The sequence below is a fragment of the Stutzerimonas stutzeri genome, assembly GCF_013522825.1.
Taxonomy (GTDB): Bacteria; Pseudomonadota; Gammaproteobacteria; order Pseudomonadales; family Pseudomonadaceae; genus Stutzerimonas; species Stutzerimonas stutzeri_AK.
Map to the genome: position 1 here is coordinate 1 of NZ_JAAMQZ010000009.1, position 13,538 is coordinate 13,538.

The 13,538-nt window shown below is 62.6% G+C and carries 14 protein-coding genes; 6 read left to right on the forward strand and 8 right to left on the reverse strand.

Annotated features, from left to right (window positions below; genetic code table 11):
* The 5 genes from G7020_RS07645 to G7020_RS07665 form a co-directional block, all read right to left on the reverse strand.
* Positions 1–721: IS66 family transposase (locus tag G7020_RS07645; RefSeq protein ID WP_181083377.1), on the reverse strand; the 721-nt coding region annotated here is incomplete at its 3' end.
* A gap of 18 nt (positions 722–739) precedes the next feature.
* On the reverse strand, positions 740–1,099 hold the full coding sequence (tnpB, locus tag G7020_RS07650; RefSeq protein ID WP_041013891.1) for an IS66 family insertion sequence element accessory protein TnpB: 360 nt from the start codon (positions 1,097–1,099) through the stop codon (positions 740–742).
* A gap of 80 nt (positions 1,100–1,179) precedes the next feature.
* Positions 1,180–2,016, reverse strand: a complete 837-nt coding sequence (locus G7020_RS07655) for an SDR family NAD(P)-dependent oxidoreductase (RefSeq protein ID WP_181083380.1) — start codon at positions 2,014–2,016, stop codon at positions 1,180–1,182.
* A gap of 478 nt (positions 2,017–2,494) precedes the next feature.
* On the reverse strand, positions 2,495–4,531 hold the full coding sequence (locus G7020_RS07660) for a putative bifunctional diguanylate cyclase/phosphodiesterase (RefSeq protein WP_181083382.1): 2,037 nt from the start codon (positions 4,529–4,531) through the stop codon (positions 2,495–2,497).
* 260 nt (positions 4,532–4,791) lie between these two features.
* Complete coding sequence (locus G7020_RS07665) at positions 4,792–5,421, reverse strand: LysE family translocator (RefSeq protein ID WP_181083383.1); 630 nt, start codon at positions 5,419–5,421, stop codon at positions 4,792–4,794.
* Between the two features lie 318 nt (positions 5,422–5,739).
* On the opposite strand from G7020_RS07665, the gene G7020_RS07670 reads away from it, so the two are divergent.
* Positions 5,740–6,582, forward strand: coding sequence for an isocitrate lyase/PEP mutase family protein (locus tag G7020_RS07670; protein WP_181083385.1), 843 nt, complete (start codon positions 5,740–5,742; stop codon positions 6,580–6,582).
* Between the two features lie 347 nt (positions 6,583–6,929).
* Positions 6,930–8,171 carry an MFS transporter gene (locus tag G7020_RS07675; protein WP_181083387.1) on the forward strand — a complete coding sequence of 414 codons (1,242 nt, stop codon included), beginning with the start codon at positions 6,930–6,932 and terminating at the stop codon, positions 8,169–8,171.
* Between the two features lie 53 nt (positions 8,172–8,224).
* Here G7020_RS07675 and G7020_RS07680 read toward each other — a convergent pair whose 3' ends face one another.
* Positions 8,225–9,016 carry an AraC family transcriptional regulator gene (locus G7020_RS07680; protein ID WP_181083389.1) on the reverse strand — a complete coding sequence of 264 codons (792 nt, stop codon included), beginning with the start codon at positions 9,014–9,016 and terminating at the stop codon, positions 8,225–8,227.
* A gap of 154 nt (positions 9,017–9,170) precedes the next feature.
* Between G7020_RS07680 and G7020_RS07685 the strand changes: the two genes are divergently transcribed.
* The 3 genes from G7020_RS07685 to G7020_RS07695 all read left to right on the forward strand — a co-directional run bounded on the left by G7020_RS07685 (position 9,171) and on the right by G7020_RS07695 (position 11,445).
* Positions 9,171–9,710, forward strand: coding sequence for a methylated-DNA--[protein]-cysteine S-methyltransferase (locus G7020_RS07685; protein ID WP_181083391.1), 540 nt, complete (start codon positions 9,171–9,173; stop codon positions 9,708–9,710).
* 126 nt (positions 9,711–9,836) lie between these two features.
* A complete protein-coding gene (locus tag G7020_RS07690; protein ID WP_181083393.1) occupies positions 9,837–10,421 on the forward strand; it encodes a nitroreductase family protein in 585 nt (194 codons plus the stop codon).
* Positions 10,422–10,482: 61 nt separating this feature from the next.
* Entirely contained in the window at positions 10,483–11,445 is a 963-nt protein-coding gene (locus G7020_RS07695) for an arsenic resistance protein (protein ID WP_181083395.1), read from the forward strand.
* A 4-nt stretch (positions 11,446–11,449) separates the two neighbouring features.
* Here G7020_RS07695 and G7020_RS07700 read toward each other — a convergent pair whose 3' ends face one another.
* Positions 11,450–11,758: an AzlD family protein gene (locus tag G7020_RS07700; protein WP_181083397.1), complete on the reverse strand. Its 309-nt coding sequence runs from the start codon at positions 11,756–11,758 to the stop codon at positions 11,450–11,452.
* Positions 11,748–12,464 (reverse strand): AzlC family ABC transporter permease, encoded by a 717-nt coding sequence (locus G7020_RS07705; protein WP_181083399.1) that lies wholly within the window; start codon positions 12,462–12,464, stop codon positions 11,748–11,750. The genes G7020_RS07700 and G7020_RS07705 overlap by 11 nt, the downstream gene beginning before the upstream one ends.
* Before the next feature lie 116 nt (positions 12,465–12,580).
* On the opposite strand from G7020_RS07705, the gene G7020_RS07710 reads away from it, so the two are divergent.
* Positions 12,581–13,450: a LysR family transcriptional regulator gene (locus tag G7020_RS07710; protein ID WP_181083401.1), complete on the forward strand. Its 870-nt coding sequence runs from the start codon at positions 12,581–12,583 to the stop codon at positions 13,448–13,450.
* Positions 13,451–13,538: the final 88 nt, after the last annotated feature.

Here is a 13,538-nt window from a genome sequence, read left to right on the forward strand (position 1 = left end):
GGCGGGTTTCGTCGCAGTGCAACACCGGGTGCTCCAGCAGCTTGTCGCGCATCAGGTTGAGTAGCGGCTGTAACAACTCGCCACTCTGGATCACCCAGCGCGCCAGGGTCTGGCGTGGGATGTCGACGCCGTGGCGGCTGAGCATCTTCTCGAAGCGGTATAGCGGGATGCCGTCGGCGTACTTGGTAGTCAGCAGCATCGCCAGCACGCTGGGGCTGGCCAGGCTTTTCTCGATCAGTTGCGCCGGTTTGTCGGCGGTGACCGGCGCAGCTTCGCAGACCTTGCAGGCGTAGGTCTTGCGGATATGGCGGATCACCCGCACTTGCATCGGGATGATCTCCAGCTGCTCGCTGGTCTCTTCACCGATGACTTGTTTGCAGGCACCGCAGGCGCAGGTCAGTTCGTGGTCGGGCAGATCATGGATGACCTCAACGCGCGGCAGGCTGGCCGGCAGTGGCTTACGCTTGCCGCGACACTTGACCGATGCAATGACCTCTTCGGCTTCGGCTTCGGCATCGCTTGGTGTAGCGGCCGGCTCTTCGCTCAGCTCTTCGGCCTCGTTGAACATGGCCAACTGCGGCGAGTCGGCCTCTTCAGGGCTGCGCTCGGACTTTGGCGAAAAGAGTTTGTGGCGCAACAGGGCGTTCTCTTCCTGCAATTGCAGAATCAGAGCTTTGAGCAGGACGAGATCGTCGGGAAGGGAGTCAGCGCCAAATTTCATGGCGCGGATTATACCGGCTCAGGCCACAAAACGCGGTGTCAGAACCTGGTGCGGCCGATTACGCCACAGGTCGATACCGTCGAGCAGCCAGTTCAGTTCGTCGACCGTCAGTTCGATGGCCTCGTCGCCGGCATCGGGCTTGGTCTGGAAACGCTCGGCTTCCAGGCGCTTGAGCCACAGACAGAAACCATTGCGCTCCCAGTAGAGGATCTTGACCTGACTACGGGTACGGTTGAGGAACACGAACAGCACTGGGTTGAACATTTCCACCTTGATATCCAGCTCGACCAGCGCGGCCAGGCCGTTGATGGATTTGCGAAAATCGACGGGCTTTGGGTAAAGGTAGACCTTCTGCACCTTGGCGTCGGGACGCATCATGACGGGGCTCCACTGGGGAAAACAGGGAGCCCAGCATCCGGGAACGGACAGGTCAGTTGAAGGTGGGGTTTATGGAGCGGTTACGTTGCAGGCATAGGCTGTGCCTTCTGAACCTCATGGGCGGCGATATTGGCTGAAAGACGCTCAGTCAGGTCAGGAAAGAGATGGTGTGACAGGTTTGACGCGTTTGCTTTCCAGCCAACCAGCGTCTCTTCCTGAGGATCGACACAGGCGTGAATAATGGCCTGAACGACCAACTCAGGATCATCCATGGCAGCCATTCGTGGCGCATGGCCACTGTAATTCGCTGCATGCAGCCACCAGGGAGTATCGACAGCCCACGGCATGATGGTCGCGACCTTGATGTGCTCACTGCCGCTCAAACGCAACTCTTCGTTAAGAGTACGGCTCAGGCTGAGCACTGCGGCTTTCGAAGCGGCATAGGACGCTTGATAAGCCAAGGGGACTTCGCTGTCGATTGAACCGACGTTGATCAACGTGCCGAATCCTTGGGCACGGAAACGCATTAACGCCGCATGGGCGCCAAAGATCAGTCCCTTCAGGTTTACATCGATGAGCCGCGCGTGGTCTTCGATAGGAATGTCCCAGAAAAAGCCCAACGCACCGACGCCTACGTTATTGATCCAGACATCTATCGTACCGAAGCGCTCCACGGCTAAACGGGCCACCCGCTCGACATCACGGGCATTGCTGACGTCCGCTGGTACAGCCACTGCGCAGCCACCCACGGTTTCGATTTGCTTCACGAGGTCATCGAGGGCTGCCTCACGACGCGCAGCGAGGACAACGTTCGCCCCGAGCTCGCCCAGCCTGAGTGCCGAACCTCGGCCAAATCCACTGGACGCTCCAACGACAACTACCGTTTTACCCTTCAGCTCGGAAAGATGCTTCGTCATAGCGGTAAGCCTCACAGATGAACTGTCTTGGAGTTTCAAGTAAATGCGCCAATCGGTCTGAGCCACCTTTGGCTGGATTCGCGAGGGTTCATGAGGTACTCAAGAGCACTCATGAATCGACCGAAGTGATGAAGGAGTTGAATCAGGGGCTTATGCCTTGGTTCCTTTTTGGCGATGCGCGGTATCGCAGCACGTAAGCGCCAACAAAGCTTGCGTGCTTGAACGGCGCTCACTTATGCGGCAGCAGCTCGGCTATTTGACACGTAGAAGACCTCGCTCTGCTGGCATCTGGCTCTGGTGCGAGATGTTCTGAACAACGGCGTGCCGACGGCGCCTGGAGATTGGCGAAGATGGCTCACGCCATTGCTTGTCGTCGCCGCAACCCTTGTCCGGCAGGCGGATTTTGCTGATATGGCTGCGAGCATTGGCCTGAACCGGCGCAGCGACGAAGCGTATCGCCTGACCTGACGCCCTGGAGTCAGGCAGGCTGCCCTGCCCCCAGCAACGCAATCTGCCCCGCCTCGACCAGCGCCGTCAGCGGCTTGGGCCTGCCCAGGTAGAAACCCTGCACTGCGGCGCAGCCCATGCCGCGCAGCAGTTCCAGCTGGCCAGGCGTTTCGATGCCTTCGGCCAGCACGGGAATATCCAGGCTGCGCCCCAGGGCCAGCACGGCGGAAATGATCGCGCGCGCCTGCGGATTTTCCTCGATGGTGGGCATGAAGGAGCGGTCGGTCTTGATCTTGTCGAACGGGAAGGCACGCAGGATATCCAGCGAGGAATAGCCGGTGCCGAAATCGTCCAGGGCAATGCTGACGCCCATCGCCTTGATCTGCGTGAGCATGGCCAGCGCCTTGTCCCGGTCGGCGAAGATGCTCGACTCGGTCAGTTCGAGCTCCAGGCGTGCGGGGGGCAACCCGGTCTCGTCGAGGATGCGCTGCACCAGGCTCGGCAGGTCGTCATGGATGAACTGCATGGGCGAAAGGTTGACCGCCACGCCACAGGGGTGCGCCCAGCGCACGGCATCCCGACAGGCCTTGCGCAGCACCCATTCGCCGAGGTTGAGAATGGTGGTATCACGCTCGGCGAGGGGGATGAATTCACTCGGCGGAATATTCCCCCGGACCGGATGCTGCCAGCGCAGCAGCGCCTCGTAGCCACGGATGCGCCCGGTAGTAATATCGATCTGCTGCTGATAGTGCACCTGCAACTGATCCTGTTCGATGGCGACACGCAACTCGCTGGCCAGCGACTGGCGCAGGCGCACCTGTTCATCCATCTCCGGCTCGTAGAAACACACCTGCTGGCCCAGTTCACCCTTGGCCCGGTACATCGCCAGATCGGCATTGCCAAGCAGGGTTTCCTTGGTATCGGCGTCCTGCGGGTAAACCGCGCCGCCCAGGCTGGCGCCCAGATTGAACAGCCCGAACGAGGTAGGCATGGGTTGATTGATCACATCCTGCAGCTTCTCGACCAGCAGGCTCAGCTCCTCGGTGCCCTGCATCCGCAGCACCGTCGCGAACTCATCGCCCGAGAGGCGTGCCAGACAGACACGCTCATCATTGAAGACCTTGAGGCGCTGGCCGAGCAGCCCCAGCACCTCGTCACCGGCGGCATGGCCGTGCAGGTCGTTCACAGCCTTGAAGCCATCCAGGTCGATGTACAGCAGTCCGACCTGGCCCCCGGAGATCTGCGCACGGGCCAGCTCGTGTTCCAGATGACGGTTAAAACTCTCGCGGTTGGGCAGGCCCGTGAGGGCATCGTTCATAGCCAGGTAGTGCAGACGCTTGACCGACTCCAGCCGCACGCTGTCGTCGATCAGATAGCTCGCCAGCCCGGCCCCGAAAATCAGCAGCGTCACGCCAGCCACGGCGAAGGCCAGCGCCTGGATAGCCGGCGGATTGGTCAGTTCATGCTCGATCAGCAACGGTGACACGCCGAAACCGGTCATTCCCGTGAAATGCAACGACACCGTCGCCAGGCTGAGCACCAGCGCGGGCAGCCAGCCGCTGCGCTGACGGTGCGCAAGGTGGAATGCCAGCGCAGCGAGCCCCATCGCCAGGAGGATCGACGCAACGACATAGGTCATCTCCCATACCACCAGCCCCTGCACGCGATAGGCCAGCATGCCCAGGTAGTGCATCGCCGAAATACTCAGCCCGAACAGCCCGCCACCGTAGGCCGGCGCCAACCGCCATTTGCTCAGCATGGCTATCAGCAGCCCCACCGAGGCGCCGAGCATGGCCACCAGCAGCGACAGCGAGGTCAGTGCCGGGTCCAGTTCGATGGGAAGGCCAGGGCGATAGCCCAGCATGGCGACGAAGTGCGTCGACCAGATGGTCGCCCCCGCCGTACCGGCACCGAGCACGCACCAGCCGGCCTTCTGCACACCTTGTGTATGTTGTGCGCGGCGATACAGCCGCATGGTGATGAAGGTGCCCAGCAGGCATAACAGCGCAGCCATGAACACCAACCCCGGATGATGAAGGTCGGCGATACAGCTGTATATCTGGTACATACGTCTCTGAATCCAAGCCCCGAACGGAGCGACTGCGAGTAAGCGGCGGTATTCTAGGTGGCAGGCACCTGGATGATGCATTGAAAATGCCAATGCATTAATAGCACTAGGCTATCACAAGCTGGGGCACGGGTTTGCAAGAGTGAAAGCAGCCGCAAAACCGACGGACGGTTGCTGAGGCTGTGAAGCGTACAAGTCGTTACCGCCTTCTGCAGACTATCGCTGCCGCAGAAAACAGCATCCAATGATGCTTGCAGCAATCAAGATGCAGTCGACCCCGCAAGCCTGACTCCGAACGCGACGAGAACGCCCCCCGTCACCCGGTCCAGCGCCTTCATCAGGCTGGGCCGGCGCAAGAACCTGCCCAAGGGAACCGTGGCAGCGATCAGCACGCCGAACCAGGCAAGTGTCAGCACCACGTGAACGCAAGCCAGAAAAAAGGAATAGCCGGCTACGCTGGCACCAGGGGGGACGAACTGGGGAAGAAAGGTGACATAGAACACGCCGATCTTGGGGTTGAGCAGATTAGTGAGCAACCCGCGCCAGAACGCCTCGCCGCCCCGTAAGGAAGGCGCTTTGCCAGGCGCGGGAGCGAACTCCGTGCGCGGCTTGAACAGCAACCTGAAACCCAGCCAGATCAGATAGCCGGCTCCGGCAAACTTGACCACGGCATAGGCCACCTCGGACGCATGCAGCAGCGCGCCAAGCCCGAGAGACACCGCTGCACCCCAGATCAGACAGCCGAACACGATGCCCATCGAGGCCATGATCGCCTGCCCTCGTCCCTCCACCGTCGCCGTGCGCAGCACGATGGCGGTATCCACGCCAGGTGTAACCGTGAGCAGTGAGGCAGCGGCAATGAAGGCAAGGAGCAGGTGGAAACTATCCATGGGTGCGATCCAGGAGGTGGGTCAAGGTTTCGGCGGGTGCTATCGTCCCCTTTTCGGCCCCGTAGTTATTCAGGAAATCCTCGAAACTGTAGCGCAGTTGCGAGAAGTCGATCGCTGCTAGGCTTCGGATGTCAGGACGCGAACGTCAGCGCGAACAGTGGAGCAGGAGCCGGCTGGTCTTTTCCCGGGCTGACGCGACAGACCTATAGTGAACGCGCCATCCAGGCCGATCTTGCCGGCTTCGCCTTGAGCCATGCCAGTGCGATGATCGCGCCCAGCACGCGCCCGCTCAACCGGCAAAAACAGTGAGAGGAAAGAATGTCCGATCAGCAACGGAAATTCGAGCGGTTCAAGGAACTGCACTGTAGAAGCGGAGCCTTCGTCATCCCGAATCCCTGGGACGCGGGCTCGACCCGGCTTCTGACCAGCCTTGGTTTTGAAGCACTCGCCACCACGAGTGCGGGATATGCCTTCTCAAAAGGCAAGCGGGACTCGCTCACGGGGCTCGGGCGGGACGAGATACTGGCAAACGCCGCCGAAATCGTCGGCGCGACACATCTGCCGGTATCCGCCGATCTGGGGGATGGCTTCGGGGCAGCAGCCGACACCTGCGCGCAGACCATTCGCATGGCGTCTTCGATCGGACTGGTGGGCGGCTCCATCGAGGATGCAACCGGCGATCCCGCTGCCCCGATCTACGAGTTTGCCCATGCCGTGGAGCGTGTCCGGGCCGCCGCCGAAGCCGCGCGCGATCTGCCCTTCGTATTGACGGCAAGAACCGAGAACTACCTTTACGGGCGGGAGAGCCTGGACGACACGATCAAGCGGCTTCAAGCCTTCGCCGAAGCCGGAGCGCACGTGCTCTACGCGCCAGGGCTGCCCGATCTCGAAGCGATCAGAACCGTGTGCCAGGCCGTGGACAAGCCGGTGAACGTGGTCATGGGACTCAGGGGGCCGCTCTATTCAGTGTCGGAACTCCAAGATGCCGGCGTTCGCCGCATCAGCGTCGGCGGTTCGATGGCACGCGCCGCATTCGCCGGTTTGATGCGCGCAGCCGAAGAGGTGCTGACGTCCGGCTCGTTCACCTATGCGACCGAAGCACTTCCCGGCGCGGCCATCGCAAAAATCATGGCAGACGATACAACGCCCGACCGCCAGTGAGCGCTCGCGAGCCAGCAGTGACAGTGCAGCCACCGCCATGCTGTGCAAGTGGCTGACCGAAGGGGTAATGAAGGCCTGGACCAGTAACCCGCCGGTCGATGATTCATGCCCGGCCCTCGCTGACCTGGGGCAAGACCCGCAGCGAAACGCACACCTTCGCCTGATCATTCGGGCGAACGACAAGGCAAATGCCCTATACGCGACGACTTGCGCCCGAATCAAGCGAGCCAGGCATCGCAGGCGAACTTAAGCTTGTGCGTGCCTCGACCGCTCCTGCCGCAACCCTCCTCGCATGGCAGCCCACCAGGGCTGGCCAGGCCCATGAAAATCGATTCGAAGCCTTGCATATGACAACGACCAATACAGCCGAACTCGCCTCTGCCGCGCCTGTTCCACAGGACACCTCATCACCCGGCCAGGCCCACCCGTTTCTACTTCCGGTGGTCGGGGCGGCGGCCTTCTCGCACCTGCTGAACGACCTCATCCAGGCGGTGCTGCCATCCGTGTATCCGATGCTGAAAACCCAGTTCTCGCTCAGTTTCGCGCAGATCGGCTGGCTCGCGCTGGTCTACCAGATCACGGCCTCGCTGCTGCAGCCATGGATCGGGATGTACACCGACAGGCATCCCAAGCCATATCTGCTCCCTTCGGGCATGGTGGTGACCTTCATCGGTATTGCGCTGCTCGCTTTTGCCGGCAGCTACGAGATGCTCCTGGTGGCTGCCGCGGTCGTAGGTGTTGGTTCTGCGACGTTCCACCCGGAAGCTTCGAGGGTTGCACGGCTGGCTTCAGGTGGCCGGTTCGGAACGGCGCAATCGACGTTCCAGGTCGGAGGCAACACAGGATCAGCCATCGGCCCTCTGCTGGCGGCCACTCTCGTCATTCCTTACGGACAACACGCGATTGCCTGGTTCATGCTCGCCGCCGCGTTGGCGATATTCGTGCTGTCGAGGCTCACCGCGTGGACGATCCGCCACGGTCAGGCGAAGCTCAATAGCCTCGCCAGCAAACAAGCGGCAGGCCTGAGCCGCTCCCGCGTGATTCAGGCGATCGTGGTGATCGCCCTTTTGATGTTCGCCAAGTTCGTCTACATAGCGGCCTTCACCAACTTCTTCACGTTCTACCTGATCGAGCGCTTCAGCATGAGCGTCCAGGAGAGCCAGATCTATCTGTTCATCTTCCTGGCAGCGGTCGCAGCCGGCACCTTCGCCGGTGGGCCAGTGGGTGACCGGATCGGTCGCAAGGCGGTCATCTGGCTCTCGTTCCTGGGGGTCGCGCCGTTCGCACTGGCGCTTCCGTATGCCGGTCCCGTGCTGACTGCCGTGCTGGCCATTCTGATTGGTCTGGTCATGTCCTCTGCCTTCGCGGCACTGGTTGTCTATGCCCAAGAGGCGGTGCCGGGCCGGGTGGGAATGGTGTCCGGCGTGATGTTCGGCTTGATGTTCGGCATCGGGGGAATCGGCGCTGCCGGGCTGGGAGAGCTGGCAGATATCCACGGCATCGTATGGGTGTACCACCTGGTCTCGTTTCTGCCGCTTCTCGGCTTGATGACCGCCTTCCTGCCGCGCACGCATGCTCTGAAGGGCTGACCTCGATTGAATAAGCGCAGCCGGTTGCCAGACGCGCCCGGCTCGCCTTGCTTCTACTTTCCGTTGCCGGGGTCTTTGAAGAAATTGCTCGGGGTCTTGCCGAATTGCTTCTTGAACATCACGGCAAATGCACTTGGACTGTCATAGCCGAGCTGCGCCGCGACATCGATGATCTTGTCGCCACGTGCAATCATCTCAAGCGCCAACAGCAGCCTGAATTGCTGGCGCCATTGGCCGAACGTCAGGCCGGTCTCTTTCTGAAACAGCCGCTGGATGGTTCTTTCATCTATCCCCAGCTCCAGACTCCAATCGCGCAGCGTCGAACCATCGTCCGGCCTGGCCATAAGCGCCGCGCAGATTTTCCTGATTCTGGCGTCGGCTGGCCGGGGAAGATGCAAAGGCACCTCGGGCAGTAGCGATATCTCGTCCAGGATGAGATTCATGATCCGGGACTCTCGTGAGTTATCGTATTGGCTCAGCGCCATGCCAACCGATGTCTTGATGAGTTCGCTGAGCAAGGGAGAAACGCTCAGGATCGTCGTTGCCGCAGGCAGGCCTGACGCCAGGCCCGCCTGGATGAAGACGCTTCGCATCTTCAACGGCCCGGCACAACGAATCGAGTGTACCTGGCCGCTTGGCATCCAGATTCCACGGTTGGGCGGCACAGACCACTGGCACTGATCGGTATACACGACCATGACGCCTTCAATCGCGTGAATCAGCTGATCCTTGTTGTGCGAATGGGGCTCGACAATCCAGCCGTCAGGGTAGTCGGTAGCACTGGAGTATGCAGTCCAGACGGCATCATCGATCTCTCTCAGAAAGACCGGCAGAGGCTTGATCATGGCTGTCCTTTTTGAGGGATGAGCTGCCCGAGCCACGCGAGACGGGCACCCAAAGCGCGAAACAGAATTATCTGGGCATGCCCCTGATGGCGCAAGAAACGCTTATGAAGTACCCGGGGGAATCCCTTCACCGACCCCATGGAGTGACACCGTTATGCTGTACTCGACGATCCACCCGTCTCCCCTCGGCAACCTGCACCTGGCAAGCGACGGCGAGCATCTGCTGGGGCTCTGGCTGGAGGGGCAGAAGTATTTCGGCGGCGGCGTATCCGGCGAACTCGTCGCGAAGGATGACCTGCCGCTATTCAACCAGGTGAGACAGTGGCTGGATCGCTACTTCGCGGGCGAACAGCCGGCCATCGCTCAATTGCCTCTGGCCCCTTCCGGCAGTTCCTTTCGCAAGGCGGTCTGGGCGCTCTTGTGCGAGATCCCCTATGGCGCGACCACTACCTACGGCGAGCTGGCCAGGTCGCTGGCCAACCGCACGAACCTGCCCAGCATGTCCAGCCAGGCTGTGGGTGGCGCGGTGGGTCACAACCCGATCTCCATCATCATTCCGTGCCACCGGGTCGTTGGGCACAACGGCAGCCTGACGGGCTATGCCGGCGGCCTCGACAAGAAGGTGCATCTGCTGGAGCACGAAGGTGCGATGATGCCGCTGTTCCATCTTCCCACGAAGGGCACCGCTCTCTAGGGCTTGGGCGATGCCCCGCAGCACCATTGCGAGGACCGGCAGGCCGACAACGAGGTGTCCGCAAGGCTGGCATCCCTGTGGCTTTCGTGTGTTAAATCAGCGTTTTCACCGCTGCCAGGAGCCCCCATGAGCAACGCGAGACAAGCCCAGCACCCCATCTCTCCCACCTTCACCGCACGCTGGTCGCCACGCGCCTTCGATGGCCGGGCGCTGACTCAGGAGCAGATGCATTCGCTGTTCGAGGCCGCGCGCTGGACGCCCTCGGCCCTCAACTTCCAGCCCTGGCGCTTCTGCTACGCACTGGCCGGCACGCCGCCGTTCGAGGACTTCGTCGGCCTGCTGGCAGAGACCAACCAGCTCTGGGCCAGGCATGCCGGCGCGCTGGTGGCGGTGCTGTCGCAAACCACCCGCACCGGCACGGAAGGCGAGGACAAGCCCTTCTCCAGCCACGCCTTCGACGCCGGAGCGGCCTGGATGAACCTGGCCATGCAGGCTCACGACATGGGCCTGGCCACCCATGCCATGGGCGGTTTCGATGCCGAACGCGCTCGGCAATACCTCAAGCCACCGGCCAACGTCGCCATCAACGCCTTCATCGCCATCGGCTATCGCGGCGACGCCAGCGCACTGCCCGAAGCATTGCAGGCACGCGAACAGGCCAGCGACCGCGCTCCGCAGGAGCAGTGGGTATTCGAGGGGCCGATGGCCTGACAGCGACAACCGCCACGGCGCAGACGATGTATGATCACGCCCCGTTTATCAGGGGGTGATCATGTCGCGCGACTGGCTGGAGCAGAACCAGATCGGCCTGTATTTCGTCGCGGTGGCCGTGGCGGCTATCGCCGGGCTGAACTCTGCGGCCTTTGCCGGGCTTGCGGCGGCGGCGATCACACCGGCGATCGCCGTGCTGATGTACGCCATGTTCCTGCAGATTCCCTTCCTCGAACTTCGCCAGCCCTTGGCCAATCGCCGCTTCCTCGGCGCGCTGCTGCTCGCCAACTTCGTGCTGGTCCCGCTGCTGGTCTGGCTGCTGACCCTGCCGCTGGCGTCGAACAAGGCCCTGCTGGCCGGCGCACTGCTGGTGCTGCTGACGCCTTGTATCGACTATGTGGTGGTCTTCACTCACCTGGGCAAGGGTGATTCGCGCCTGGTGCTCGCGGCGACACCGCTGCTGTTGCTGCTCCAGCTTCTGCTGCTGCCGCTGTATCTCCAGGTGATGCTCGGCGCGCAGGCCGCTGCGGTCATCGATGTGCGGCCCTTCGCCGAAGCCTTCGTGCTGCTGATCGTCATTCCACTGCTGGCAGCCGTGGCTACGGAATTCGGCGGGCGGCGCTCCGCCCTGCTCCGCTCATGGAGCGCTGGCTGGGCCTGGCTGCCGGTACCGGCGATGGCGACGGTCCTGATCGTCGTTGTCGCATCACAGATCGGAGCCGTAACGGCACAGCTCGAAATCCTGGCGCCGCTGCTGCCGGTGTACGGCGCATTCCTGATGCTGGCGCCTGCGCTCGGGGCCTTCAGCGCCAGGCTGTTCAGCCTGGGCACGACGGCGACCCGGGCCGTCGCGTTCAGCGCGGCCACGCGCAATTCACTGGTGGTGCTGCCCCTGGCGCTGGCCCTTCCGGAGTCCATCCGCGGACTTGCCGCGGCTGCCGTGATCTGCCAGACCCTGGTGGAGCTGATCGGCGAACTGATCTACCTGAAGGCGATGCCCGCCCTGATAAAGGAGCGCCAGTGACCTGTCAGAACTGCCGGAACAGCGCCGCCGTCGCAATGCCGGCGGCAATCGCGGGCAGCGGCTTCTTCAGCAGCAGCATGGTGATGGCCGTGCTCAGCAGCGCCAGCCGTGCGCCGTTGTCCCCTTCGAGCGCCATGGGTGCCAGCAGCGCCACCAGCACGGAACCGGACATGGCGCCGATGAAGCGCCTGACCCGCTGGCCGATGGGCACGAACGCCATCACGTAGACCCCGCCCCAGCGGGTCGCCAGCGTCACCCCCGCCATCAGCAAGACCAGGACCAGTGCGCCGAAGCCCGTCGGCTCAATGCTCATCGGTCTTCTCCATCCAGAACACGCCTGCCAGGCCGCCCGCCAATGCGCCCGCCACGACATGACTGTTCTCCGGCAAATACCGATAGGCCAGCAAGGAAACACAGGCGGCGACGACCCAGATCAGCAGAATCCGCACATTCCTTTCCCCACCCACCAGCATGGCCAGCAGGAAGCAGCCCATCACCATGTCCAGTCCCAGGCTGCGCGGATCATGGATGACGCCGCCGAAGTGGACGCCCAGCCAGGTGCCCAGCACCCAGAATACCCAGAGCGCAAGGCCACCGCCGAGCAGGATGCCGATGCCCGGCTGGCCGCGCGCGAACGCCTGCAAGGACATCGCCCAGTTGGCATCCGAGGCCAGCAGCATGACGCCATAGCGCCTGCGCGGCGGCAGGTGGCGCAGCCACGGATAGAGCGTCGCCCCCATCAGCAGATGCCGGGCATTGATCGCAAACACGGTGATCGCCAGCGTGAACACCGGGACCTGATTACCCCAAAGCTCCAGCGCCGCGAACTGCGAAGCGCCAGCGAAGACCAGCGTGCTCATCGCCACGATCAGCGAAGACTCCAACCCCGTCTGGACCGCCGCCAGCCCGAAGGCCGCGCCGAATATCGTGACGAACACGGACAGAGGGACGAGTTTCCTGAAGCCGGCCCAGACCATCCGGCGGTCGAATTCATGCAGTTGGGTTTCGGCGTCGGACATGTGCAACCTTGTGTTCGGGGCGGTTGAAACGTCGCACTATGCGCCAGGCGCACAGATCGAGAAAAACGCATAATTCGCTTGTATGCTATTCGCAAAACAAATGGATGAGCATACCCATGACCTTCCAGGACCTCCAGATCGACTGGTTGAAATGCTTCGTCGCCGTGGTAGATGCGGGTTCCCTGTCCGGCGCGGCGCCCCACGTGCACCGCTCCCAATCCGCCGTCAGCATGCAGCTCAGAAAGCTCGAGGCCGCCTTGGATTGCCAGCTGCTGATACGCGGCCCCCGGCAGCACCAGCTCACCCCGCAAGGGCAGTTGCTGTTGGGCTATGCGCGGCGGATGCTCGATCTGCATGCCGAGACCCAGGCGGCGTTCCACGGAGAGGAGCTGAGCGGGCGCATTCGCCTGGGCGTCCCGGATGACTATGCCGCGCGCTATCTCACGCCGGTGCTCAAGCGCTTCGCACCCCACCACGGGGCAGTGGAGACCGAGCTGGACTGCGAGCAGTCGACCTCGCTGATCCCCCGCGTCGAGCGCGGCGATCTCGATCTGGCACTGGTCTCCCGAGACCATCCCCGTCACGGCACCCTGTTGTTCCACGAGCCGATGGTGTGGGTCGGCGCCACCCAGTTCCAGCTCTGGCAACGCGACCCGCTGCCCATCGCCGTCTATGAAGACACCAGCCTGGCCAGACGCAGCGCCATCCGCTCCCTGGCGCTGCAGGGGCGCCGCTACAAGGTGGTGTACAACAGCTCCAGCCTGGCGGGCCAGATCGCGGCGGTCGAAAGCGGCCTGGCCATCGCCGCGCTGACCCGCTGCAGCGCACCGCCGCACCTGGACATCCTCGGCAGCGACCAGGGCCTGGGAGTGCTTGAGCCGATGGAAGTCGCGGTATACCGAAGCCGCGCCTCGCAAGGCTCCAAGGCCGTGGACAGCCTGCACGATCTGCTGATCAGGACGCTGAGGCTTTCGGGTACGCCGTGAAAACGCCATCGAATACGCGACGTTGGAACCTTGCCCATTTTTGCCGCACTCCCCCCTGCCTCAGCAGAGCCAATCCTGTTCAGCAGCC

What these genes read in the sequence shown, in the direction of transcription:
- G7020_RS07660 (WP_181083382.1), bottom strand. Translation starts at nt 4,531, where the DNA reads ATGTACCAGATATACAGCTGTATCGCCGACCTTCATCATCCGGGGTTG.
- G7020_RS07665 (WP_181083383.1), bottom strand. Translation starts at nt 5,421, where the DNA reads ATGGATAGTTTCCACCTGCTCCTTGCCTTCATTGCCGCTGCCTCACTG.
- G7020_RS07695 (WP_181083395.1), top strand. Translation starts at nt 10,483, where the DNA reads ATGTCGCGCGACTGGCTGGAGCAGAACCAGATCGGCCTGTATTTCGTC.
- G7020_RS07670 (WP_181083385.1), top strand. Translation starts at nt 5,740, where the DNA reads ATGTCCGATCAGCAACGGAAATTCGAGCGGTTCAAGGAACTGCACTGT.
- G7020_RS07710 (WP_181083401.1), top strand. Translation starts at nt 12,581, where the DNA reads ATGACCTTCCAGGACCTCCAGATCGACTGGTTGAAATGCTTCGTCGCC.
- tnpB (WP_041013891.1), bottom strand. Translation starts at nt 1,099, where the DNA reads ATGATGCGTCCCGACGCCAAGGTGCAGAAGGTCTACCTTTACCCAAAG.
- G7020_RS07705 (WP_181083399.1), bottom strand. Translation starts at nt 12,464, where the DNA reads ATGTCCGACGCCGAAACCCAACTGCATGAATTCGACCGCCGGATGGTC.
- G7020_RS07675 (WP_181083387.1), top strand. Translation starts at nt 6,930, where the DNA reads ATGACAACGACCAATACAGCCGAACTCGCCTCTGCCGCGCCTGTTCCA.
- G7020_RS07700 (WP_181083397.1), bottom strand. Translation starts at nt 11,758, where the DNA reads ATGAGCATTGAGCCGACGGGCTTCGGCGCACTGGTCCTGGTCTTGCTG.
- G7020_RS07680 (WP_181083389.1), bottom strand. Translation starts at nt 9,016, where the DNA reads ATGATCAAGCCTCTGCCGGTCTTTCTGAGAGAGATCGATGATGCCGTC.
- G7020_RS07685 (WP_181083391.1), top strand. Translation starts at nt 9,171, where the DNA reads ATGCTGTACTCGACGATCCACCCGTCTCCCCTCGGCAACCTGCACCTG.
- G7020_RS07690 (WP_181083393.1), top strand. Translation starts at nt 9,837, where the DNA reads ATGAGCAACGCGAGACAAGCCCAGCACCCCATCTCTCCCACCTTCACC.
- G7020_RS07655 (WP_181083380.1), bottom strand. Translation starts at nt 2,016, where the DNA reads ATGACGAAGCATCTTTCCGAGCTGAAGGGTAAAACGGTAGTTGTCGTT.